At 61.2% G+C, this 19,365-nt stretch carries 19 protein-coding genes; 7 read left to right on the top strand and 12 right to left on the bottom strand.

From position 1 onward, the window contains the following. Positions 1-202: 202 nt before the first annotated feature. The 5 genes from lexA to AC2A1F_RS18400 form a co-directional block, all read right to left on the bottom strand. Entirely contained in the window at positions 203-910 is a 708-nt protein-coding gene (gene lexA, locus AC2A1F_RS18420; RefSeq protein WP_484210240.1) for a transcriptional repressor LexA, read from the bottom strand. 58 nt (positions 911-968) lie between these two features. Next, positions 969-2,174, bottom strand: coding sequence for a molybdopterin molybdotransferase MoeA (locus AC2A1F_RS18415; RefSeq protein WP_484210239.1), 1,206 nt, complete (start codon positions 2,172-2,174; stop codon positions 969-971). Next, positions 2,171-2,647, bottom strand: a complete 477-nt coding sequence (gene moaC / locus AC2A1F_RS18410; protein WP_484210238.1) for a cyclic pyranopterin monophosphate synthase MoaC — start codon at positions 2,645-2,647, stop codon at positions 2,171-2,173. Before moaC ends, AC2A1F_RS18415 begins: the two co-directional genes overlap by 4 nt. Before the next feature lie 182 nt (positions 2,648-2,829). Then, entirely contained in the window at positions 2,830-3,528 is a 699-nt protein-coding gene (locus AC2A1F_RS18405) for an arylesterase (protein ID WP_484210237.1), read from the bottom strand. Positions 3,529-3,820: 292 nt separating this feature from the next. Beyond that, the gene (locus AC2A1F_RS18400) at positions 3,821-3,976 is read right to left on the bottom strand and encodes a hypothetical protein (RefSeq protein WP_484210236.1); all 156 of its coding nucleotides are present in this window, start codon (positions 3,974-3,976) and stop codon (positions 3,821-3,823) included. Positions 3,977-4,071: 95 nt separating this feature from the next. Between AC2A1F_RS18400 and AC2A1F_RS18395 the strand changes: the two genes are divergently transcribed. Both AC2A1F_RS18395 and AC2A1F_RS18390 read left to right on the top strand, forming a co-directional pair. Further along, positions 4,072-4,797 (top strand): ABC transporter ATP-binding protein, encoded by a 726-nt coding sequence (locus AC2A1F_RS18395; RefSeq protein WP_484210235.1) that lies wholly within the window; start codon positions 4,072-4,074, stop codon positions 4,795-4,797. Beyond that, positions 4,794-7,331 carry an ABC transporter permease gene (locus tag AC2A1F_RS18390; protein WP_484210234.1) on the top strand — a complete coding sequence of 846 codons (2,538 nt, stop codon included), beginning with the start codon at positions 4,794-4,796 and terminating at the stop codon, positions 7,329-7,331. The genes AC2A1F_RS18395 and AC2A1F_RS18390 overlap by 4 nt, the downstream gene beginning before the upstream one ends. 68 nt (positions 7,332-7,399) lie before the next feature. Here AC2A1F_RS18390 and AC2A1F_RS18385 read toward each other — a convergent pair whose 3' ends face one another. From AC2A1F_RS18385 to AC2A1F_RS18360, 6 genes are all read right to left on the bottom strand, one after another. After that, on the bottom strand, positions 7,400-8,254 hold the full coding sequence (locus AC2A1F_RS18385; protein ID WP_484210233.1) for a hypothetical protein: 855 nt from the start codon (positions 8,252-8,254) through the stop codon (positions 7,400-7,402). A 6-nt stretch (positions 8,255-8,260) separates the two neighbouring features. Next, complete coding sequence (trpC, locus tag AC2A1F_RS18380; protein ID WP_484210232.1) at positions 8,261-9,055, bottom strand: indole-3-glycerol phosphate synthase TrpC; 795 nt, start codon at positions 9,053-9,055, stop codon at positions 8,261-8,263. A gap of 145 nt (positions 9,056-9,200) precedes the next feature. Further along, complete coding sequence (gene trpD / locus AC2A1F_RS18375) at positions 9,201-10,190, bottom strand: anthranilate phosphoribosyltransferase (RefSeq protein ID WP_484210231.1); 990 nt, start codon at positions 10,188-10,190, stop codon at positions 9,201-9,203. Beyond that, entirely contained in the window at positions 10,187-10,774 is a 588-nt protein-coding gene (locus AC2A1F_RS18370; protein ID WP_484210230.1) for an anthranilate synthase component II, read from the bottom strand. The genes trpD and AC2A1F_RS18370 overlap by 4 nt, the downstream gene beginning before the upstream one ends. Continuing rightward, complete coding sequence (locus AC2A1F_RS18365) at positions 10,771-12,309, bottom strand: anthranilate synthase component I family protein (RefSeq protein ID WP_484210229.1); 1,539 nt, start codon at positions 12,307-12,309, stop codon at positions 10,771-10,773. The genes AC2A1F_RS18370 and AC2A1F_RS18365 overlap by 4 nt, the downstream gene beginning before the upstream one ends. A 17-nt stretch (positions 12,310-12,326) precedes the next feature. Further along, a complete protein-coding gene (locus tag AC2A1F_RS18360; protein ID WP_484210228.1) occupies positions 12,327-14,267 on the bottom strand; it encodes a peptidylprolyl isomerase in 1,941 nt (646 codons plus the stop codon). Between the two features lie 269 nt (positions 14,268-14,536). On the opposite strand from AC2A1F_RS18360, the gene tpiA reads away from it, so the two are divergent. The 4 genes from tpiA (at position 14,537) to AC2A1F_RS18340 (ending at position 18,376) form a co-directional block, all read left to right on the top strand. Next, the gene (tpiA, locus tag AC2A1F_RS18355; protein WP_484210227.1) at positions 14,537-15,307 is read left to right on the top strand and encodes a triose-phosphate isomerase; all 771 of its coding nucleotides are present in this window, start codon (positions 14,537-14,539) and stop codon (positions 15,305-15,307) included. A 99-nt stretch (positions 15,308-15,406) separates the two neighbouring features. After that, positions 15,407-15,793, top strand: a complete 387-nt coding sequence (gene secG / locus AC2A1F_RS18350; protein ID WP_484210265.1) for a preprotein translocase subunit SecG — start codon at positions 15,407-15,409, stop codon at positions 15,791-15,793. A 167-nt stretch (positions 15,794-15,960) separates the two neighbouring features. Continuing rightward, complete coding sequence (locus AC2A1F_RS18345; RefSeq protein WP_484210226.1) at positions 15,961-17,589, top strand: CTP synthase; 1,629 nt, start codon at positions 15,961-15,963, stop codon at positions 17,587-17,589. 97 nt (positions 17,590-17,686) lie between these two features. Continuing rightward, complete coding sequence (locus AC2A1F_RS18340; protein ID WP_484210225.1) at positions 17,687-18,376, top strand: Crp/Fnr family transcriptional regulator; 690 nt, start codon at positions 17,687-17,689, stop codon at positions 18,374-18,376. A gap of 77 nt (positions 18,377-18,453) precedes the next feature. Here AC2A1F_RS18340 and AC2A1F_RS18335 read toward each other — a convergent pair whose 3' ends face one another. Beyond that, a complete protein-coding gene (locus AC2A1F_RS18335; RefSeq protein WP_484210224.1) occupies positions 18,454-18,915 on the bottom strand; it encodes an Hsp20 family protein in 462 nt (153 codons plus the stop codon). Between the two features lie 163 nt (positions 18,916-19,078). Here AC2A1F_RS18335 and grxC point away from each other — a divergent pair, with 163 nt between their 5' ends. Beyond that, positions 19,079-19,345, top strand: a complete 267-nt coding sequence (gene grxC / locus AC2A1F_RS18330) for a glutaredoxin 3 (RefSeq protein WP_484210223.1) — start codon at positions 19,079-19,081, stop codon at positions 19,343-19,345. The last annotated feature ends 20 nt before the right edge of the window (positions 19,346-19,365 follow it).

Raw genomic sequence — 19,365 nt, 5'->3', positions numbered from 1 at the left:
GGGCGCCCCGTGTGGGGCATTCGGTAACGATAGAAACTATATCAAAGCCGAACGCCTTGCTAGAAGAATCTCAACCAAATAGATTGATATTTAGCATAACGAATCCCGGATAAACACAAATGCCGCCCGCCGATTGTCTCGGCGAACGGCATCTGAAGATTTATAACCAGCAGGCAACAGCGCTTTGTCGCCGCCAAACCCCTTAGTGGTAGCGCCGCAGCAGGCCCGCCAGTTTGCCCTGCACGGCCACTTCATCGGGCCGGTAGAACTGCGGATCATAGGCCGCGTTGGCCGGATCGAGGCGGATCATGCCCTTTTCGCGGTGGAGGTACTTGAGTGTGGCTTCTTCACCACGCACCAGCGCAACCACGATTTCGCCATCGCGGGCAACATCGGTCTTGCGGACAAGGGCATAGTCGCCATCAAAAATTCCGGCCTCAACCATCGAATCCCCGGACACTTCAAGCGCGTAATGCTCTCCAGCGCCGAGCAGGGCCGCGGGCACCGGCAGCGTTGCCGCGGTTTCGAACGCTTCGATTGGCATACCGGCGGCGATCTTCCCGTGCAGCGGCAATTCGATCACATCGTTGGCGGGAGCGGGAGCGGCCTTGGGTGCGGTGCGCAGCGGGGTGAGCGTGGTGTTGGCATTTGCGGCAGTACGCACTGGCGCTGTGCTACTCGGCTTGGTCACCGAGCTATCAGGCTGGCGCAGGACTTCGAGCGCGCGCGCGCGGTTGGGCAGGCGGCGGATGAAGCCGCGTTCTTCCAGTGCGGAGATCAGGCGATGGACACCGGACTTCGATTTGAGATCGAGCGCTTCCTTCATTTCTTCGAACGAAGGGGAAATGCCCGATTCCTCCAACCGGATTTGGATGAAGGTGAGCAGTTCATGCTGCTTGCGCGTCAACATTGGCGGTTCCTCCGCGGGTGAACGAATACGGAACGGATAAGCAACCTATTTCACGACGTCAAGCAATTCCGCCATTTTCGAGCAGGTAAACCGGAACATCCGTTCCTGCCGCTTTGGCTTCGGCCCAGGCTTCGCGCACAACCAGCGCATTGGCGCGGGCAAGCGGTGACAGTGCGCCTGAATCCTGCAGCGGATCGAGCGCCACGTTGGCCCCATCCCAGACGGCGCGAAGGAATTCCATGCGACTGCCACCTTTGCCCAACGGTGCGGCCAATCGCGCCGGAATTGTCCATGGCAGCGGGGCCGCTGCACCGGCGCTGGCGCGCAGCAGGGGTAGCAGGAAAAGGAACGCGGTGACAAAGGCCGAGGCGGGATTGCCCGGCAGTCCAAGGATCACTTGCGCTCCACGGCGCGCCACGAGCAACGGCTTGCCCGGCTTGATCCCGACGCGCCAGAAATCCAGCTTGGCCCCAACGGCTTCAAGCGCGGGCCGGACGAGATCGTGATCGCCGACCGAAGCGCCACCGCTGGTCACGATGATGTCGGCATCGCTGGCGCTGTCGAAAGCTGTCGCCAGCGCCTGCAGTTGATCAGGGATCGGGCCAAGTGCTCGAATTTCAACCGGCAAGGCTGCGGCCATCGCGCACAGCATGGGGCCATTGCTGGCGGGCAACTGGTGGAGCCCAGCGTCTTGTCCAGGCGGCACCAGTTCATCCCCGCTGTCGATCACGGCGAGCTTGAGCCGCCGCCGCACCGGCAGATGGCTATGCCCGCCCGCAATGGCCAGTGCAATCTGCGCCGGGCTTATGCGCGTGCCTGCCGGGATCAATTCAGCAGCGGCAGCGAAATCCATGCCGGCCGGACGGATATGGCGCTCCAGCGGCTCAGGCAGTGTGCCGGTGAAGCGCAGAGTTGCGCCATCGCGCGCCGTATCTTCTTGGATCAGGACCATGTCAGCGCCGTTCGGGACAATAGCGCCGGTGCTGATGCGCACCGCTTCGCCTGTGCCGACCACGCCCTCAAACGGATGGCCAGCTGCACTTTCGCCGGTCACCTGCCACGGGCCGGGCAGATCGGCGCTGCGCAGGGCATAGCCATCCATCGCAGATAGCGGCGCTGCGGGCTGCGTGCGGCGGGCGGCAAGCGGCTGCACGAGGTAGTGGCCGAGGCATTCAGCCACCGCACGTTGCTCTACCGGCAAGGTCGGGGCGAGTGCGAGCAAACGCGCTTGGGCTTCGGCAAGGGGAAGGGGAGGCGTCTTCACGCGTCGTCAGCGCGCCAGATGCCGGATTTGCCGCCGCGCTTTTCGATCAGGCGCACGCCTTCGATGACCATGCCCTTGTCCAGCGCCTTGGCCATGTCATAGACCGTCAGCAGCGCGACCGAGACAGCGGTCAGGGCTTCCATCTCCACACCGGTGCGGCCCGTCAGCGTGGCCGTGGCGGTGCATTCGACGCCAGCTTCAACGAAGGTGAAATCAACATTTACCGCATCGAGCGCGAGCGGGTGGCACAGCGGGATTAATTCGGCGGTCTTCTTTGCGGCCATGATCCCGGCAAGCCGCGCGGTGCCTAGCACGTCACCTTTGGGAGCATCGCCTGCGCGGATGGCCTCAAGTGTGGCTGCGGACATGCGAATCAGGCCGCGCGCAATGGCCACGCGCTGGGTTTCAGCCTTGCCTCCAACGTCGACCATGCGGGCGGTTCCCGCCGAATCGATATGGGTCAATTCGTTCATTCAGCAGAGCCTTTCCCTGAACAGGTTTACACAGTTTACACAGTCCATGGAGAAAACTGTCCGGTCTCCATCGGTGTCTATTTAGTGCGCGCAAATGGCCGGAACTGCGGCGGTTTTCAAGCAAGCGAGAGCGGGGTCGGACATCGTGCGATGCTGGCACCGTCGTGCGATGTAGGACAGCCCTATTTGCCGCTTTCGGTAGCCTGTTTGAGCGCATTTGCCACTTTCGCCTGCGTGGCCGCAACGATCCGGTTCACGCCCGCGGCATTGGGGTGGACATTGTCGTCCAGCATCAGCGTGCGGTTGCCCAGAACGGGTTCGAGGAAGAACGGCACCAGCCCGGCCTTGTGCTTCTTGGCCATGTCTGGCCAGATCGGGTTGAAGCGGTTTGTGTAATCCGCCCCTAGATTGGGTGCGGCGAGCATGCCGGTAAGGACGACCGGAATCTGGCGATTGTCGAACTCGGTCAGGATCGCGTCGAGGTTGGCGCGGGTTTCCTCGGGCGGCAGGCCGCGCAGCATATCGTTGCCGCCAAGGCCGACCAGCGCCAGCGTGGGCTTTACCGGCTGATTGTCGAGCGTGAACTTTAAGCGTTGCAGCGCGGCGGCGGTGGTATCCCCCGAAACGCCAGCGTTGATCACGCGCGCCGGGGTGCCGCCAGCGTTAAGTGCTGCTTCTAGACGCGGCGGATAGCCTTCGCCCGGTTGCAGGTTGTATCCTGCATAGAGGCTGTCCCCAAATGCGAGAATGACAGGTGCGTCAGCGGGAATGGGAGCTGCGGCAATGCTTGCTTCGGCAGAGCCGCTTGCTTTTGATTCGGGTGCATTTTCTGCAGAGCATGCGGCCAAAAATAGCGTGGCGAGGAGCAGGGGTGTTCTCATGCATGCGGTGATAACCGTTAGGTTTGCGCTTGTCGAAGGGTGCTTGTGGTCTGTGCTGGCTGTTGTGCTTCGACAAGCTCAGCACGAGCGGGGTTTGGGTTTGGTCTTGAGTAACCACGCCTCATGCTGAGCCTGTCGAAGCATCATCAAGAGCCGGTCAAAGCCTGCTCAGGCTGGCCCGTCAAAGGCTGTTTCAACCCAAACGCGCCAACCAACGCATTGAAACTTCGCTGCAGCGCACCCAAGTGCCGGTTGCACATTGCAATCAATCCATGCCAATCGAGGCCCGTGATTAGGCCGTAAACTCATAGACCACACCGCCGAGGTTTGAGGCAAAACGGCCAGGTGCAAGGAAAGAGGGCGCAGGAATATGTTGATACTTCAAGCCCGATTGACGCAGCAGATGGCCGTTTTGGTCAAATCCGCAGGACGTCGAAATGACTTCCATCTCGAACCAAGCCGCCCTTGGAAGGGCAACCAGCCCTCCCAGCGAGCGCCTTGGCCCGATATGTTCGTCATTTCGACGCCTCGGCGGCGTGGTCTATGAGTTTACGGCCTAACACCCCCACCCCGGTTATCGCCGCTTCCGCCCTGACCTTGTCGCTCGGTTCCGGGGAGGCGCGGGTGGAGATCCTGCGGGGCATCGACCTGACGATTCTGCCGGGGGAGAAGGTAGCTCTGCTGGGGCCTTCAGGATCGGGAAAATCATCGCTGCTGGCGATTCTTTCCGGTTTGGAGCAGGCAAGCGGCGGCGCGCTGAACGTGGCAGGTGCGGATTTTACCACGCTGGATGAAGATGGGCTGGCCGCCGCACGGCGCGGGCGGATTGGGATTGTGTTGCAGGCATTCCATCTGCTGCCAACGATGACCGCGCTGGAAAACGTGGCGACGCCGCTGGAACTGGCAGGCATGGCCGATGCGATGGCGCGGGCCGAGGCGGAACTGGTCGCGGTTGGCCTTGGCCACCGGTTGCACCACTACCCGGCGCAGCTTTCGGGTGGGGAACAACAGCGCGTGGCGATTGCCCGTGCGCTGGCGCCCAAACCGGCGATCCTGTTTGCAGATGAGCCGACCGGCAATCTTGATCATGCCAATGGCGATGCCGTGGCCGACCTGCTGTTTGCCCGCGCGGGCGAGGTGGGCGCGACATTCATCATGGTGACGCACGACGAGGCGCTGGCCGCGCGGTGCGGACGGATCGTGCGTCTGGCGGATGGGCGCATCGTGTCAGACAGCGGTTTGGGCGGCGTTGCGGGCGAAGCAGCATGAATCTTTCTTGGAGCGCTGCGTGGGCTATGGCGCGGCGCGGGCTGGACTGGCGGTTCAAGGGCCTGCGGCTGTTGCTGGTGTGCCTTGTGCTGGGCACGGCGGCGCTTTCGGCGATTGGCACGCTGACCGGCGCGATCGAGCGGGAACTGGCCTCGCGCGGTCGCGATATGCTGGGTGCGGATCTGGAGTTCACGCTGGCGGCGCGCGCTCCGGCGGCGGAGGAGCGGGCGGCAATTGCGTCATTGGGCGAGCTTTCCGAAGGCGCGCGGATGCAGGCGATGGCAAGCGTGCCCGGCGCCCAAACACGCACGACGCCTGTTGAATTGAAAGCAGTCGACGCGAAGTGGCCACTTTATGGCACGTTTACGCTGGCTGATGGCAAGACAGCGCGCGCTCCTGAAGGCATGACGGCGTGGATTGCGCCGGGGGTGGCGGACCGGCTTGGCGTGAAGGTGGGCGATACGCTGAAAGTCGGCGAAGCCTCGCTGACGGTGGGCGGGGTGATTGGCACGGAGCCGGACCGACTGGCGGAAGGGTTCTCGCTCGGGCCGACAGTGATTATCGGTCAAGCCGCGCTGGAAGTGTCGAAGCTGGTGCAGCCGGGATCGATGGTTCGGTCAAAGCTGCGGGTGAAATTGCCGTCTGCTGCTGATCCGGTGACCTTGGGCGAGAGCATCAAAGAGCGCTTTCCGCTGGCCGGATATGAAGTGCGCACGCGCGAAAAGGCCTCGCCCAGTCTGGACCGGTTCGTTTCGCGCATGGGGCAGTTTCTGGTACTGGTGGCGTTGGCGGCCTTGGCTATTGCCGGGATCGGCATTGGTAACGGGGTCAATTCCTATCTGGAAGCGCGGCGCAGCAGCATTGCGACGCTCAAGATTTTGGGAGCATCGAGCGGCGATATTGCGCGGATTTTCCTGCTACAATTGGCGGCGGCGTCATCGCTGGCGATTGTTGCCGGACTGATAATTGGGGTGAGCGTGACGCCGCTGCTGGGGCAGGCCCTGCAAGGCCTGCTGCCGATCAAGGCCGGTTTCGTGATCGATTACGGCGCGCTGGCGATTGCAGCGGCTTATGGGGCGCTGATCGCGCTGACGTTTGCCGCGCCGCCACTGGTGCGGGCGCGCAGTTTTCCGGCAATGGCGCTGATGCGCGCGCGGGTCAGCCCCTTGGCGGGGGGATGGCGCGGGGCGGTGCTGCCGGTGGCGTTGGGGCTGAGCGGGATCGTGGCGCTGGCTGTGTTGACTGCGCCGCAAAAGCTCTTGGCGGCAGGGTTTCTGGGTGGAGCGGCGGCACTGTTCGTGCTGCTTTCGGCGCTGGGTTGGGGCATTCAGCGCTTGGCGGCGCGGGTGCCAAAGCCCAAGGGCGCAATTGCGCGCATGGCATTGGCCAATCTGCACCGGCCCGGCGCGCAGACATCGGCATTGGTGGTCGCGCTGGGCTTCGGACTTTCCGCATTTGTGCTGCTGGCGGGCGTGCAGACCAGCCTTGATGGGAACATTGCATCACGAGTGCCGAACCAGGCGCCCGATTACTTCGTGCTCGATCTGCCGCTGACCAAAGTGGGCGATTTCGATGCTATTGTGAAGGCGGCGGCTCCGGGGGCCGACATCCGCAAAGTGCCCGCGTTGCGTGGCAGCATCGTGGCTTATGGCCCGGACGGGGCGATGACGCGGGTGGCAGACCTCAAGGAATTGCCTGATAACGCATGGCCTTTGCGCGGGGACCGGGGGCTGACTTATGCTGACGAACTGCCGCAAGGCAATGTCCTGACGCAAGGCCAATGGTGGGCGACGGATTATGCAGGCGAGCCGCTGGTGTCGGTCGACGATGATCTGGGCAAGGCGCTGAACCTAAAGCTGGGGGACAGGATTGCCGTTTCGATCCTGGGGGTTGAGCGCAACGCGAAGATCGCCTCATTCCGGCAGATCGACTGGGAGAACATGGGCTTCAACTATGTGTTGGTGTTTAGCCCCAACGCGATTGCCGATGCGCCGCACAATCTGGCCGCAACCGTCAGCCTGCCCGCGCAGGAAAAGACTGACGCGGTGCGCCGTGCTATTTTGGGCGGGCTGGTGAAGGCGTTGCCATCGAGTTCGGTGATCGAGATTGGGCCGGTGCTGGGGCAAGCGCGCGAAATTCTGGGCCAGATGGGCACAGCGATTTTGGCGGCGGCGAGTGTGGCGCTGCTTTCGGGCATGGCGGTGCTGGCGGGCGCGATAGCAGCGGCGCGCGAACGCAAAACTTATGACAATGTGATCCTGCGCGTGCTGGGGGCGAGCCGGAGGCAACTGTTGGTGCTGCTTATGGCCGAGTATGTGCTGCTAGGTGCACTTCTGTGCGCCTTGGCCTTGGCGCTGGGGAGCGGGGTGGCCTGGGCCGTGGTCGTGCTGCTGTTCGAGTTTGACTGGCTGCCCGATTGGCCGCGCATTCTGGGCGTGTTGGGCGCGGGCGTGGGACTGGTGATGGTAGTGGCGGTGGGTGGTTCGCTGGGCTTGCTGCGCAGCCGCCCGGCGCAAGTGCTGCGGGAGCTTTAGTAAATTGGGATTTTTCTAATAACTGACAGATTTACTGTTTAAATATTGTCTTTTTTTGAAATCTTTAATTATCTATTTTCAAGAAATTCAATTTTATTAGTATTGAAATTTTTGTTCAATATTCCGACGATTACATAATATTCTGGCGTCAATAACCGAGACAAAATTCTTATCTTGACAGCTACTAATCTTTGTCCTGAGAAAGCAAAGATATCCCTAAGATGTAAAGAGAAAAAATTATCCTCTGGACGGACTGGCTCACTTGGCACATCACTACCTATAAAATGTGTGATTTTTTTTGATTTTCCTAAAATTATATCTAATAAAAAAGGTTTAAATGAGCCTTGCCCAAGTGTTGCAACGGAAAAGCCGTGAGCTATCTTTGCAAGAAGGCGCCCAAAGGACTGTTCATTCATTGGAATTTTAATAGCCGCTGACTTCCCTTTCCCTAATCGAACAATATTTTCAGCTTCAGAAACCGGAAGAAAGCCCACTAATCCTAAGCTCGTGCAAGCCTCCCAAAGCGGTCGGCCCGTTAGTATGCCTGGTACGCCGTAGACCGGTAACGCCCATCCAACAGATAACGGAAATTTATCAAATGGAAAAGACTCTAATGCTCTCCAATCATGGTGATTGTTTTTATCCTCTCCGATTTCATAAATATCAAAGCTATTTTTTTCCGATCTATTTTTACGCTTACGAGATTGAAACCCATTTTCTTTTCTTAAATGCAACAACATTCCTCTCAATACATCTCGTTCAAACTTAGAAGTAATTTTAGCACATTTTTGGCAGCTCGCTTTCGGTAGAAGAATGTTGCCATTCAATCCGTACGGAACGACATGCTCATCTGATAAAAAATCCGTGCAGTTTCCGCAATAAATGCAGATTCCAACTGCCGGAAAGACGCGTGTGGTGGACATATCTCGCTAGACTAGACCAGCCAACAAATCCCGGGTGGCTACTTCAACATCGGGCTGACGCATGAGCGCTTCGCCGACGAGGAACGTGCGTGCGCCGGACTGTTCCAGGCGGAGTAGGTCGGCGTGGGTGTTGATGCCGCTTTCGGCCACCAATAGGGTGCCTTCGGGCGCGAGGGCGGCAAGGCGTTCGGTTGTGCCAAGGTCGGTGACGAAGCGCTTGAGATCACGGTTGTTCACGCCGATCAGGCGGGACTTCAGACGCGCGGCACGTTCCATTTCGGCTTCGTCATGGACTTCGACCAGCGCGTCCATGCCCTGTTCGAGCGCGGCGGCTTCGATTTCGGCCATTTGCGCGTCTGACAGGCAGGCGGCGATGATCAGGATGGCGTCTGCGCCCATCGCGCGGGCTTCGGCGCACTGCCAGGGATCGACCATGAAATCCTTGCGGATGACCGGCAGCGTGCAGGCGGCGCGGGCTGCGATCAGGTAATCTTCATGGCCTTGAAAATAGGGTTCGTCGGTGAGGACCGAGAGGCAGGTGGCACCGCCAGCCTGATAGGCGCGTGCGTGGTCTGCGGGGCTAAAATCGGCGCGGATCAGGCCCTTGGATGGGCTGGCTTTCTTGATTTCGGCGATCAGCGCGTAGCCGGTAGCGGCTTTGGCGCGCAGGGCAGCTTCGAAGCCGCGCGGGGCGGTTTGTTCGCTGGCGCGGGCGGCGAGGTCGGCCAGAGAGAACCGGGCCTTGCGGGCGGCGACTTCGCTGCGCGTTGTGTCGCAGATTTCGGTGAGCATATCGGTCATTGTGCGAGTGCCTTAGCGAGGTTGCACGCGGTGGGGCAAGAGTGTCCTTTGATCCTTCGACAAGCTCAGGATGAGCGGGGACGGGTGTGGAGCAACATACAACGACCGCTCATCCTGAGCCTGTCGAAGGATGTCGAGGCACGACCTAATTCAAAGCCGCGATCCAGCAGTTGAGCAAGGCGTTGGCGAGTCCTTTGTCGATGGCTTCGGCTGCTTCCTCAACGCCCTCGTTCCAATCGCGCGCCTCGCCTGCGACGATCAGTGCGGCGGCGGCGTTGAGGAGGACGGCATTGCGGTAGGGGCCTTCTTCGCCCTGCAGCAGCGCGCGCAAGGCCGCGGCGTTGTAGGTTGCGTCGCCGCCGCGCAGGGCTTCGACTGGAGCTGTGGGCAGGCCAGCATCTTGTGGCGTGAGGCGGCGCATCAGCACTTCAATGCCGCGCACTTGCGCCAGTTCATTGCCACCGGCGAGGCTCAACTCGTCAAGGCCCTCGTCGCCCGAGATGACCATGCTGTGGTCCGTGCCGAGGCGGCTCAGGGCGTCGGCATAGATTGGCACATAGGCGGGGCGGGCGATGCCGACGAGCTGGCGGCGGACGCCTGCGGGATTGGCGAGGGGACCCATCAGGTTGAAGATGGTGCGGCGGCCAAGTGCCTTGCGGATGGGCATGATCCGGCCCATTGATGGGTGGTGCTTGGCCGCGAAGAGGAAGCAGATGCCGAGGTCGGCCAGCGTTTCCTCGGCGGTTTCGGCCGCGCGATCAAGGTTTAGGCCGAGCGCTTCCAAAGTATCGGCCGCGCCTGCCTTGGAACTGGCAGCGCGGTTGCCATGCTTAGCCACGGGCACGCCGCAGGCCGCGACGACGAGGCTGACAGCAGTCGAGACGTTGAGCGTGTGGTGACCATCGCCGCCAGTGCCGCAGACGTCGATGGCGTTGGCGGGGGCTTTCACCGGGATCATGCGGGCGCGCATGGCGCGTGCGGCCCCGGCGATTTCAGATGCGGTTTCGCCCCGGTCCGACAGCGCGACGAGGAACTGCGCGATGGCTTCATCCGGTACGGTGCCGTCGAGTATTGCGGCAAATGCCGCTTCGGCTTCGGCTTCCTCCAGCGGATGGGTTACGTCGGGCAGGCTCATGCGGGCAGCGGGTTGGTCTTGATGCCGCAGAGCTTGAGGAAATTCGCGACCATCGCGTGGCCGTGCTCGGTGGCGATGCTTTCCGGGTGGAACTGCACGCCGTGGATCGGCAGCGACGTGTGGCGGAAGCCCATGACATGCGTGTCATCGGACCGCGCGTTGACTTCCAGGCAATCGGGAATGTCAGTCACGATCAGCGAGTGATAGCGTGTGGCGATGAACGGTGAGGGCAGACCTTCGAACACGCCGGTGCCGTCATGCGTGACCGGCGAAGTCTTCCCATGCATCAACCCGCCGCGCACGACCTTGCCGCCGAAATACTGCCCGATGGACTGGTGGCCGAGGCATACGCCGAGCAGCGGCAGCTTGGCATCCGCCGCCGCGCCGACAAGATCGAGGCTCACGCCTGCCTCATTGGGTGTGCAGGGGCCGGGCGAGAGCAGGAAGCCTTGTGCGCCGGTCTTTATGGCCTGTTCGGCGGTGAGCGCATCGTTGCGCACGACTTCAACTTCTGCGCCCATTTCCATCAGGTAATGCACGAGGTTCCAGGTGAAACTGTCGTAGTTGTCGATGACGAGGATCATTGGCCAAACTTCGGTTCTGTGGCGACGCGGACGGCTTCACGGGCGGCGGCGAAGAGCGCGCCACTTTTCAATTCGCATTCGCGCTGTTCGTATTCGGGATTGCTGTCGGCGACGATGCCTGCGCCTGCTTGGGCGTGGAGGACGCCGTCTTTAACGACGCCGGTGCGCAGGACGATGCAGCTGTCGACCGAGCCGTCGGGGGCGAAATAGCCGACGCCGCCGGCATAGGCGCCGCGCGTCTCGGGTTCGAGTTCGGCGATGATTTCGCAGGCGCGCACTTTGGGCGCGCCGCTGACGGTGCCTGCGGGGAAGCCGGCGAAGAGGGCGTCTACGCTGTCGGCCCGAGTGGTGTCGAGCTGGCCGACTACGTTCGAGACGATGTGCATGACGTGGCTGTAGCGTTCGACCGTGTAGCTTTCGGTGACTTTCACCGTGCCCGCCTTGGCCACGCGGCCGACATCGTTGCGGCCGAGATCGAGCAGCATCAGGTGTTCGGCGCGTTCCTTGGGATCGTCGAGCAGGCTGAGTTCGTTGGCGCGGTCTTCCTCGGGCGTTTTTCCGCGTGGGCGGGTTCCGGCGATGGGGCGGATGGTGACTTCGCCATCGCGGATGCGGACGAGGATTTCCGGGCTTGAGCCGGTGAGCGCGAAGCCCGGCATGTCGAGGAAATAGAGGAAGGGCGAGGGGTTGATGCGGCGCAAGGACCGGTAGAGTGCGATGGGCGGCAGCGGGAAGGGCGCGGTGAAGCGCTGGGCGAGGACGACCTGGAAGATGTCGCCAGCGTCGATGTAGTCCTTGGCCCGCATGACCATGTTTGCATAATTGGCCGCTGGCATGACCGGCTGCGGGGTTACGTCGACGCTTTGCGCAAGGCGCGTATCGGCAGGGACAGGATCGGCAAGCTTGCGCAGAGCGCTGTCGATGCGTTCTGCTGCGGCTTCGAGCAGGTATTCCGGTGCGCCGCCTTCGGCCCAGACCGGAGCGATGGCGAACAATTCATCGGACAGCCGATCAAAGACCAGCACCACAGTGGGGCGGGTGAACAGCATGTCGGGCAGCACGAGATCGCTTTGCGCGGCGCGCGGCAGCTTTTCGACGAGGCCGATGGTTTCATAGCCGAAATAGCCCACGAGGCAGGCGAGTGCCGGGGGCAGGGCCGCGGGTACATCGATCCGGCAGGCCGCAACGAGCGCGCGCAGTTCGGCCAGCGAATTGCCGGGGAGCGGGGCGAAGGCGGCCTTGTCATGCCGCCAGATGCGGTTGATTTCAGCGCTGGTGCCAGTGGCGCGGAAGACGAGGTCAGGATCAATGCCGAGCAGGCTGTAACGCCCGCGCACTTCGCCGCCTTGCACCGATTCGAGCAGGAAATCGCCGCGTCCGCTCTCCATCAGCTTCAATGCTGCGCCGACCGGCGTTTCGGTATCGACGATCAGCTTGCGCCACACCAGCGCGGGCTTTCCGGCGGAAAGCTGCGCAAGCGCGGGGCCGTGGTTTTCAAGGTTCGCGGTGACAGGTGCGGCGGTGAGCGTCGTCATGGCTTGTGCTTATCGGCTCACTGGGCGCTGGCGCCGGTCAACTGGTCGCGGACAGCCTTGATCCCGGCTTCGTTGCGCTCAACGCCGACTTCCTTGCGGATGGCAAGGCGCAGCTGCTGTGCATATTCGTCACCGGCATCGGCCGAGAACGAACGGGCCGCTTGCGTGAAGACCTGATCGCCGCGCTTAACATCGCCCAGCACGATGTCTTTTACCGAAACGACGAACCAGCCTGCCTTGTTCGGGCCTTCGAGGCGCTTGTGCGTGCCCTTGGCCATGGCGAAGAGCAGCGCGAGCGGTGCAGGAACTTGGCCCTGCATCTGGTTGAGGGCGGCGCGTGGCAGATCGATCGCCTGCGGCGCAGGAAGTGGCGCTCCGGCGGCCTTCATGGCTTCGGCCATCGGCGTGCCCTTGTTCAGCGCGGCGAGGATATTGTCTGCTGCAGCCTTGGCTTTGGCAGAGCCCTGTTCGACAGCCCAATCACGCGAGACAAGCGGTTTGATCTGGTCGAGCGGCGCAGCGGTGGCGGCAGTAAGCTGGCCGACATCGAAGATCGCGAACTTTAGGCCTGCGGTCAATTCTGCGAGCTGGGCTTCGCCTTCGCGTTCCATCGCAAACGCGGCCTGCACCAGCGGGGCAAGGTCTGGCGAAACCTTTTCACCTTGCGTGCCGAAAACACTGCCATCGGCGGTAAGCGGAGCGGTGGTGCTGACGGTCATGTTCAGCTTTTTGGCGATATCGGCAAGGCCGGTGCCGCCATCAATTTCCTGCTCTGCCTGAGCGGCAAGATCGGTCAGCGCAGCGCGGCGCTTTTGCAGGGTCAGAGCCTTGATAATGTCGGGGCGGGCCTGATCGAGCGTCTTGCCGGGGTTGCGATTGATCGCATCGACCTTCACCACGTGCCAGCCAATGCTGGACTTTGCCGGGGCGGCGATGGCGCCTTGGGCAGCTGCAAACGCCGTATCGGCCACGGACTTTGCGGTCTGGTTGCCGAGCGTGTCGCGGGTTTGGTTTTCGAGCTTGCTGGGCACGAGGCCCTTAGCCCGGGCCGCGCTTTCAAGCGCGCCGCTGCTGGCAACTTCTGCGGCCAGAGCCTTTGCTGCCGCCTCGGTGGGCACGATGACCTGCGTGATCGAGCGCTGTTCTGACGGCGCGTAGATTGCCGTGTTCGATTTGTAATTGTTGGCAATTTCGACTTCGGTCGGCGCGGGTACGTTTTTCAGAGCGGTTTCATCGACCACAAGGTAGCGGATCGTGCGCCGCTCAGGCTGCATGTAGCGCGCCTTGTTGGTGTTATAGAAGGCCAACAGCGTATTGGCATCGGGTGGCGATTGGGGTGCGAAGGCCAACGAGGGGATCTGGAGAACCGTGCCGGTGCGCTTTTCCGTTAGGAGAGCGGCGTAACGCTGGACCGCTTCATCGGCCATTTGCGCGCCAAACGCGGCGGGCAGCAGCAACTGGCGGGCGATCAGGCCCTGGCCAAAGTCTTTGCGCACTTCCTTGTCGGTCAGGCCACGCTGGGTCAGTAGTTGCTCATAGGTGGTCTGGCTGAACTTGCCATCGACGCCCTGAAAGGCCTGCACCTTGACGATTTCGCTGTCGATCAAACGGTTGCTGGGGGTGAGGCCATGGCGCTGGCCCCATTCGGCAATGGCGAGACGATCGGTCAGGCCATTCAGCACCGTTTCCATGCCGCCGGCGGCGAGGAACTGTTCCATCGTAAGGCCAGGCTGGCGCTGCCGTTCCTGTTCGAACGCGGCGGTCAGAGCCTTGCCGAGTTCGGCAGTGCCGAGGCGGCTTGACCCGACCTTTGCGGCGCGATCACCTCCGGCAATCCCGCCAAAACCGCTGCCGGTTACATCGGCGCTGGCAAAGGCAAGCGCGATGAGGCCAAGGAACACGAGCGCAATGGCAACGCCAACGCGAGACTTTAGGAACGAGCGGAAGAAGCCGAGCATTGGCGGTTTTTCGTCTCTTGAACTGAGGTGCCAGCAAGCACCTGTTGATAATTTGCCGAACCCTTAGGAGCCAAACGCAAATCCCGCAATGGGGCGCGCAAGGCCGACGGTAGTGGCGGAAATGTGACAAGGCTCTGCCAAGTTGGCAATTTTATGCGATCATGCGTTTTGCAGAATCATTCGAGGTTTGATAGCCGCCCGCCGACTTGAACGGAAACGCGCCCGATCTGGATGCGTTTTTGCAGGGAACAACAGGGAACCAACCGATCATGCCGCATCGTCCGTACATTGTTGGCAACTGGAAGATGAACGGCAGCCGCGCCATGCTGGCCGAAGCGCGCGCGATTGATCGGGCAGCTGCCCGCTATCCAGATGTGCAAGTAGCTCTGGCTCCGCCGTTTACCCTCATCGGCGCGCTGCGCGAGGCAGTGACTGCGATGGGTGTGGGCGGGCAGGATTGCCACGTAATGGCCAAGGGTGCGCATACCGGCGATGTTTCGGCGGCGATGCTGGTGGATACCGGCGCAGACTTTGTAATCACGGGCCATAGCGAACGGCGCAAGGATCACGCAGAAAATGATGCGATGATCAAAGCCAAGGCAGAAGGGGCGCTGGCTGCCGGGCTGGGCATTATTGTTTGCGTGGGCGAGACTCTTGAGGAGCGGGATGCTGGGTCGGCCGAGGCGGTGGTAGCGGCGCAGATTGACGGATCCATGCCTGCTGCCGATGTGGCGGCCGACCCTCTGGCCATGGGCAAGATTGCGGTGGCCTATGAGCCGGTCTGGGCCATCGGCACGGGCCGGGTTGCCGCCGTTTCGGATGTTGTCACGATGCATGGCGGCATCCGCGAACGGCTGTTGGCGCTTTATGGTGAGGCTGGCGCGAAGGTACGCATCCTTTATGGTGGGTCGGTAAATGCTGGCAATGCGCAGGAATTGCTTACGGCAGAGGGCGTTGACGGCGCCCTTGTGGGCGGGGCAAGTCTGACGGCCGAAGCCTTTCTGCCGATCGTGGCGGCTGCAGGTTCTGTCGAGGCCTGAGCGGACACATAAACCCACCGCTTGCGCCCAGACGTTCGCGCGCCTACATGGCCGGAAATTCCTGCGCTTTGATGCGCGAAGGGTAAGAGATTCATGTCGCTGTTCATTTTCCTCACCGTCGTCCAGGCAATCGTTGCCGCTCTGCTTGTGATCGTGATCCTGATGCAGAAGTCCGAAGGCGGCGGTTTGGGCGTGGGTGGCAGCCCGGCGGGCTTCATGTCGGCCCGCGGTGCGGCTGATTTCATGACCCGTATGACAACGGTTCTGGCTGTGGCTTTTGTCGTTCTCAGCATCACGCTGGCGACACTCGCGGTCGGCACCACATCAAGCCGCAAGATCGACACTTCGCTGGAACGCGTGGCACCGGTTGAGAATGCGCCTGCAGCCGATCCGCTTGCTCCGGCACAGGGCGGAGCGCCTGCGGCAGCACAGCCTTCAGGCGCTGCACCGGCCGCCGATCCACTGGGTGGTGCAGCCGCACAATAAAGGTTTTTGCGACCGCAAGGCAGCCGACCCGGTTCTTCATGATACCGGGGGCGGCAGTCTTTTTGCGTTCGCCCGAAGCTCGTTTAACCAAGCTTGTGGATTGCGGCAAAGATTACAGCCGTAACCGCTTGCGCAATTGCAACCTCTGACGTTAAGGCCCAATTCCCATGGCGCGGTACATTTTCATCACCGGCGGCGTGGTCTCCTCGCTCGGCAAAGGTCTTATGGCAGCAAGTCTTGCGGCATTGCTGCAGGCTCGCGGGTTTCGCGTCCGAATCCGCAAGTTCGACCCCTATTTGAACGTCGACCCGGGTACGATGAGCCCCTATCAACACGGCGAAGTCTATGTGACCGACGACGGGGCCGAAACAGACCTCGATCTTGGGCATTACGAGCGGTTTACCGGCGTTTCGGCGCGGCAGGCTGACAACATCACTTCCGGCCGCATTTACCGCGACGTGATCGCCAAAGAACGGCGCGGGGATTACCTTGGCGCGACCGTGCAGGTAATCCCGCACGTTACCGATGCGATCAAGGACTTTGCGCAGGCTGAAACCGAGGATCTCGATTTCGTGCTGTGCGAAATCGGTGGAACCGTGGGTGACATCGAAGGTCTGCCTTTCATCGAAGCGCTGCGCCAATTGCACAACGAGCGGCGCGATGAGACTTGTTTCGTGCACGTTACGCTGGTGCCCTATATCGCCGCCGCCGGTGAGCTGAAGACCAAGCCGACGCAGCATTCGGTGCGCGAATTGACCGGTCTTGGCATTCAGCCGGATATTCTGCTGTGCCGCTGCGAAAAGCCGCTGCCGGATGGCGAGCGCGCCAAGATTGCGCAGTTCTGCAACGTGCGTAAATCGGCTGTTATCCCGGCGCTTGACGCATCAAGCATCTATTCCGTGCCGTTGCAGTATCACGCCGAAGGGCTGGACAGCGAAGTGTTGCGCCATTTCGGCCTTACCGCGCCTGAGCCCGATCTTTCGCGCTGGGACGATATTGTTGACCGGTATCACAACCCCGAAGGCGAAGTGACCATCGGCGTGGTCGGCAAGTATGTTGGCCTGCAAGACGCTTACAAATCCTTGAACGAAGCCCTGGTCCATGGTGGCATGGCCAATCGCGTTAAAGTGCACATCCAGTGGCTTGATGCCGAATTGTTCGAAAAGGACGATGACGAAATCGCCGCGGTTCTGGAGCCGATGCACGGTATTCTGGTGCCGGGCGGATTTGGTGAGCGCGGGACCGAGGGCAAGATCGCGTCAGTCCGCTTTGCGCGTGAACGCAAGGTTCCGTTCTTCGGCATTTGCCTGGGCATGCAGATGGCCTGCATCGAAGCCGCGCGCAACACGGCGGGAATTGTCGGTGCTTCTTCAACCGAGTTCGGCCCGACCGACGAGCCGGTGGTGGGTATCATCACCGAATGGATGACCGCCGAAGGACTTGAGAAGCGCTCTGAAGGTGGTGATCTGGGCGGAACAATGCGCCTTGGGGCCTATGTCGCGAAGCTGGCCGGCAACAGCCATGTCGCCAACCTTTATGACGCGACGGAAATCAGCGAACGCCATCGCCATCGCTATGAAGTGAACGTAGCCTACAAGGAGCGGCTTGAGGACGGTGGGCTGGTCTTTTCCGGCATGTCACCTGATGGACTGCTGCCCGAGATTGTCGAACGGCCCGATCATCCGTGGTTTATCGGTGTGCAATTCCATCCTGAACTGAAGAGCCGTCCGTTTGAACCGCATCCGCTGTTTGCCGGTTTCATCGCTGCTGCTGTCAAACAGGCGCGTTTGGTCTGATCAAGCGCGGCCCGTTGCACTTAAGGTGCGCAAAATCACTGGTCATTGACGGCGTTCCCTGATTACTTGCGGCAGCAGACAATCAGGGGATGTCGTTATGGATGCTGCACGGTTGGCCGAGGCACTGACGGCGCAAAGTCTCTTTGCCGATTGCGAAGAGGCCGAACTTTCCGACATCATTGCGCGTGGGCAGGTTCGCGCGTTCAAACCCGGGCAAGTGCTGATGAGCCAGGGCGATCTGGGTTCCACACTGTTCATCGTGCTGAAGGGCTTGGCCCGTGTCAGCATGGTGGCCGCCAACGGGCGCGAGATCATCCTCGATTACGCCGAACCGGGCCACGTTCTGGGCGAAATCGCGTTTCTTGACGGGGGCGAGCGCACGGCGACCGTCGAAGTGATTGATCCAGTCGAAGCGCTGGTGCTGACGCGCGGTGCTTTTTCCGACATCATCGAAAAGCACAAGGGGCTGGCGCTGCGCCTGCTTAAAGCCATGGCGCGGCGCCTGCGTCAGAACAACGCGGTGATCGAAGCTGACCGAGCCTATACCTCGGGGCCAAGACTGGCACGCTTCCTTCTGCGGCTGATGATGGCAGAGGGGGTTGGGCACGACAATCAACTCAAGATCGCGCTGAGCCAAGGTGAATTGGGCAACTTTGCCGGCATGTCACGTGAACAGATCAACCGTCAGCTTTCAGCCTGGGCTGACAACGGCATGGTCGCGCTGAAGGGTGGACGAGTGACGATCCTTGATCGTGATGCACTAATTGATGTTGCCGAAGCTTGGTGACGCCAGAGGCCGTGCTAAACCGGCCATGAGAGCAGAGCGGACCTTATGGCCCGCCCTGCTTTTATCCTGCCACCCCGTCAGGCAGCAGCAGTTGCATCGCCATCGATGACCTTAAGCGCATGTTGCGCTCCGATCAGCACCTTCTTCGGCTTCATGGCCTCGGGCACTTCGCGCACGAGGTCGATCGTCAGCAGGCCATCGGCAAGGTCAGCCGCTTCGACGCGGACGAAATCGGCCAACTCGAAGCGCCGTTCGAACCCGCGATTGGCGATGCCCACGTGCAGGTATTCGCGATCGCTTGGTTCGGGCCGCTGGCCCTTGATCACCAGCAGGTTCTGCTGCGCCGTGATATCGATATCCTCAGCCTTGAACCCGGCAACGGCCAGCGTGATGCGATAGGCATCTTCGCTGCTACGCTCGATGTTGAAGGGGGGATAGTTGTCACCAGCATTGGCACGAGCCTGCCGCTCGAGCAAGTCGAACAGGCGGTCAAAACCCACCGTGGTGCGGCGATAGGGGGTAAAATCAAAACGGTTCATGGCAATATCCTCAAGCTTGAGCAATCTGCACTTTGCCAAAGTAGGCCCGGAACCCGGCACCTGCCTTGGCGGTTTTGTGACCATGCCCGACTTGCGGCGCATGACACGTGGACACATGTGTGTTAGCCAAAACCGCTTTTCAAGACCCCATTCCGAGGTGCCCATGTCGAATACACCCAAGGTTGAAATCTATACCAAGTGGGGTTGCCCATACTGCTCGCGCGCCAAGCAACTGTTGGATGGTAAGGGCGTGACCTATGAAGAATTCGACGTAACCATGGGCGGGCCGAAAAGGGCCGAGATGCTTGAACGGGCACCCAACCACCTGACCGTTCCTTCAATCTTCATCGATGGGATTCACGTGGGCGGGTCCGATCAGCTGGCAGCGCTCAACGCGCAGGGCAAACTGGACATGATGCTCGGCAAGTGAGCGAGAGCCTGTTTCAGGAC

The sequence above is a fragment of the Novosphingobium sp. HNCC26BN242 genome (assembly GCF_057180525.1).
Note: the sequence above shows the minus strand (reverse complement) of the source record. Positions and strands in the feature narration are given on the sequence as shown.

Excerpts from the sequence above, each read along its gene's own strand:
- lexA (WP_484210240.1), bottom strand. The coding sequence starts at position 910 with ATGTTGACGCGCAAGCAGCATGAACTGCTCACCTTCATCCAAATCCGG.
- AC2A1F_RS18365 (WP_484210229.1), bottom strand. The coding sequence starts at position 12,309 with ATGACGACGCTCACCGCCGCACCTGTCACCGCGAACCTTGAAAACCAC.
- AC2A1F_RS18400 (WP_484210236.1), bottom strand. The coding sequence starts at position 3,976 with ATGGAAGTCATTTCGACGTCCTGCGGATTTGACCAAAACGGCCATCTG.
- AC2A1F_RS18390 (WP_484210234.1), top strand. The coding sequence starts at position 4,794 with ATGAATCTTTCTTGGAGCGCTGCGTGGGCTATGGCGCGGCGCGGGCTG.
- trpC (WP_484210232.1), bottom strand. The coding sequence starts at position 9,055 with ATGACCGATATGCTCACCGAAATCTGCGACACAACGCGCAGCGAAGTC.
- tpiA (WP_484210227.1), top strand. The coding sequence starts at position 14,537 with ATGCCGCATCGTCCGTACATTGTTGGCAACTGGAAGATGAACGGCAGC.
- moaC (WP_484210238.1), bottom strand. The coding sequence starts at position 2,647 with ATGAACGAATTGACCCATATCGATTCGGCGGGAACCGCCCGCATGGTC.
- AC2A1F_RS18360 (WP_484210228.1), bottom strand. The coding sequence starts at position 14,267 with ATGCTCGGCTTCTTCCGCTCGTTCCTAAAGTCTCGCGTTGGCGTTGCC.
- grxC (WP_484210223.1), top strand. The coding sequence starts at position 19,079 with ATGTCGAATACACCCAAGGTTGAAATCTATACCAAGTGGGGTTGCCCA.
- AC2A1F_RS18405 (WP_484210237.1), bottom strand. The coding sequence starts at position 3,528 with ATGAGAACACCCCTGCTCCTCGCCACGCTATTTTTGGCCGCATGCTCT.
- AC2A1F_RS18385 (WP_484210233.1), bottom strand. The coding sequence starts at position 8,254 with ATGTCCACCACACGCGTCTTTCCGGCAGTTGGAATCTGCATTTATTGC.
- AC2A1F_RS18335 (WP_484210224.1), bottom strand. The coding sequence starts at position 18,915 with ATGAACCGTTTTGATTTTACCCCCTATCGCCGCACCACGGTGGGTTTT.
- AC2A1F_RS18340 (WP_484210225.1), top strand. The coding sequence starts at position 17,687 with ATGGATGCTGCACGGTTGGCCGAGGCACTGACGGCGCAAAGTCTCTTT.
- trpD (WP_484210231.1), bottom strand. The coding sequence starts at position 10,190 with ATGAGCCTGCCCGACGTAACCCATCCGCTGGAGGAAGCCGAAGCCGAA.
- AC2A1F_RS18345 (WP_484210226.1), top strand. The coding sequence starts at position 15,961 with ATGGCGCGGTACATTTTCATCACCGGCGGCGTGGTCTCCTCGCTCGGC.
- AC2A1F_RS18395 (WP_484210235.1), top strand. The coding sequence starts at position 4,072 with ATGAGTTTACGGCCTAACACCCCCACCCCGGTTATCGCCGCTTCCGCC.
- AC2A1F_RS18370 (WP_484210230.1), bottom strand. The coding sequence starts at position 10,774 with ATGATCCTCGTCATCGACAACTACGACAGTTTCACCTGGAACCTCGTG.